Here is a 3,021-nt window from a genome sequence, read left to right as displayed (position 1 = left end):
GACTGCAGCGGCTGCAGGAGCCGCCACGGCTGGCACGGCCGCCACGGCAGGCGCCGGCAGCGCGGCCGTCATCGGCTGCAGGCGCCCCGCGCCCGCGTTGACTTCCGATAAAAACGCTTCCAGCGATTGCGTCACCGGCTTGAGCATGACTTCGCGCACGCCGGAAAAGTATTCTTCGCGCAGCTTGCGTTCGAGGAAGTCGCCCTGATACAGGCCCAGGCTGAGGGCCAGCGGGCGCTTGCTGCGATAGGCTTCCAGCTGTTCGATGCGGTCCTGCAGGATTTCCAGCGCCTCGAAGCGCGAATGCAGGTCGAGGCGCTTGTCCTGCACCTTGATGGCCTGGTCCAGGTCGGCCTGCACATTGGCTGCCAGCTGGCGGTTGGCCAAATAGGACCAGCTCCAGCCGCCCAGGGTCAGGCCGGCCAGCGCGATGGCGGCAAAGAAGGTGGCATAGCGCAGCCGCGTCTTGCGGGGGCTGGCGTACTGGGCCACCAGGTCCTTGTCGGCGAAGATGACCTTGCGGAACAGGTTGAGCAGGAAGTAGCCGTGCTGGTCCTGGACCGCCGCCTGTTCCTGCGGCTGCAGCTTGAGGTCGAAGCGCTGCGCCACCCGTTCCGACGAGGCGGAGACGGAAACGCCTTCCTGCAATGCGCTGGTGAAATAGAAACCGCGGAACACGGGCTTGAACTGGAACGGGTTTTCCTCGAACAGGGTGGCGATGAAGGTGCGCAGCGGCCCCTTGATGGAGCTGAATTCCAGGGGGAACGTGAACACGCCGGGCGGCATGCGCTCGCGGCCCAGCAGGGCCATGCTGGCCAGGCTGAGGTCTTTCAGTCCATCGTACAGCTCGTCGAAGCGCTGGTCGAACTGTTCCAGCACGTCCTGTTTCGAGCTGCTCACGCTGTAGGGCAGGGTGGCGCCCCAGACCTTGTCGCGCTCGCCGCGTTCCGCATCCTGGAAGAATTCGGTGAAGCCCGTGATCAGGTCGGCCTTGGTGAATACCACGTAGACGGGAGCGTGGACTTCCAGCTTTTCCGTCAGTTCCTGCACGCGCTGGCGCAGGTTCTTCGCCAGTTCGATGGCGAACTCGGGCCGGCTGCCCGTCAGTTCGGCAATGCTGACGGCGATGATGATGCCGTTGACCGGCGCCCGCTTGCGGTGTTTTTTCAGCAGGCCGAGAAAGCCGAACCATTCGGCCCGGTCTTCATCGTTGACGGAGTAGCGGCCTGCCGTGTCGAGCAGGATGCCATCGGTGGTGAAGAACCAGTCGCAATTGCGGGTGCCGCCCAGGCCTTGCACGATCTTGCTGTCGACAAAGGGGAATTGCAGGCCGGAATTGGCGATCGCCGTGCTTTTGCCGGCGGCAGGGTTGCCGATGATCATATACCAGGGCAATTCGTACAGGGCCGCGTCGCCCGACAGCTGGCCCAGCCTGGAAGTCTTGATGGTGCTGATGGCTTCCAGCATGCGTTTGCGGATGGCCTCGGTTTCCTCGCGCTGCACGGCGCCCGCTTTCGGCGCGGCGCCGCTGGCCTGCTGTTCCAGCATGTTGCTGAAGCTGGCGCCATCGCGCAGGCGCCGCCGGCGGCGCAGCCACCACGTCATGGCAGCGAGCAGCGCCGCCACGGCCAGGAACGCCAGCACGGGCGGGTAGGGCCATTCGAAGATGACGGTGCAGACCAGGAGCAGCAGGACGAATGCCACGCTGCCCAGGATGAGCAGGCTGGAGCGGGAAGTGAGGAGGTGCCAAAATCGTTGCATCATAGTGTAGTGAGCAAGCCGTTAATGTGCGTGGGTGGAGGGTGGCAGCGTCAGCCGGCGTCGTTGCCGTCGCCGGCGGGCGGGCCGACGACGATGGCGCCGCAGTGCAGTGGATCGAGATTGCTGAGACATAGGACCTGGCCGGGCGCGCTGGCCGCCGCGTGCTGCGCGAGGGCCAGCGCCGCCAGTGCGGCGACGGGACCGGCATGGCCGCACGCCGCGCCCACGCTCTGTACCTGAGTGCCGAGGTCGAGTTCAGGCAGCAGGGCCGTGGCGCAATTCATCAGTTCGAGCATGGGGCCCGGGCGCTGGTCCGTATCGGCGCTTGCCAGCGTGATGTCGGCGGGGAGTACGGCGGCGGCAGCCAGCGCCTGCGCGGCGAGGCTGGCCAGCAAAGCGGGATCGCCGTGCTTGCGCGATCGGGCGGCGTCGCGTGCCTGCGTGGCCCCCTGGTGCAGCAGCACGGGCGCCGGCGCTTCCAGCAGCGCCGCTTCGGCCGCGTCCGCCAACAGCAGGCCCGCCGCGCCTTCGCCGGGAATCTGTCCATCGGCCTGTGTCGCGCTGAACAGCAGGCCCTTGCTGGCCCAGTCGTGCACGCTCATCTCGCCGATGTAGGAGTTACAGGCCAGCACGATGGCCAGGCACGGCTGTCCGTCCAGCGCCGCGTGCGCGGCGATGTGGTTGAACAGCGCGAACGGCGTTGGCTGGGGCAGGGCGGACAGCGCCGGCACGGCCAGCTTTTCGGGCGGCCAGCCTTGTTGCAGCAGCAGCTGGCGCAGCCAGGCGCTGCCCGCCTGCGACTGGGCAGCGCTCCACGCCGGGGGCAGCAGCAGGTGTAATTGCAGCGTGGGCAGCGCCATGGCGGCGCGGGCGGAGGCGGGCGCCGTCAGGCATGCGGGCAGCAGCGGATGGCGCATGGCTTCGTAGGCCAGATCGGCGAGCACTTCGCCGCCCAGGGCCAGCGCGCGCACATCCTCGGGATTGAAGGGGAAGCGCTGGGCATCGAGTCCTTCCTGCGGATGCTGGCGCAGCCAGGCGGCCAGCGTGTCTTGCTGCAAGTCTTCCTGTACCTCCGCGACCTTGCCGCATAGCAAAGGGTAGCCGTCTTCATTGAGCAGGTCCGTATCGAGCGCGGGGCGGGCCTGCCTCGCTTGCATGGCCGTCGCCAGTTCCTCGGGCGTGGCGCCGCCCGGCATGCGCAGGGCGGCCGCGACGATGTGCAGGGGGGCCGGCGGCGCTGCCGTTGGTGCCGCCTGGGCC

At 67.7% G+C, this 3,021-nt stretch carries 2 protein-coding genes; both read right to left on the bottom strand.

The window, feature by feature from the left end; all coding sequences use genetic code 11:
• Positions 1–1,761, bottom strand: a 1,761-nt coding sequence (gene tssM / locus GCN75_RS28670; protein WP_193317702.1) for a type VI secretion system membrane subunit TssM, incomplete at its 3' end; no start/stop codon positions are given.
• Positions 1,762–1,811: 50 nt separating this feature from the next.
• Positions 1,812–3,021: hypothetical protein (locus tag GCN75_RS29430; protein ID WP_193317701.1), on the bottom strand; the 1,210-nt coding region annotated here is incomplete at its 5' end.

It is taken from the genome of Janthinobacterium violaceinigrum (assembly GCF_009208555.1).
Taxonomy (GTDB): Bacteria; Pseudomonadota; Gammaproteobacteria; order Burkholderiales; family Burkholderiaceae_D; genus Janthinobacterium; species Janthinobacterium violaceinigrum.
Note: the sequence above shows the minus strand (reverse complement) of the source record. Positions and strands in the feature narration are given on the sequence as shown.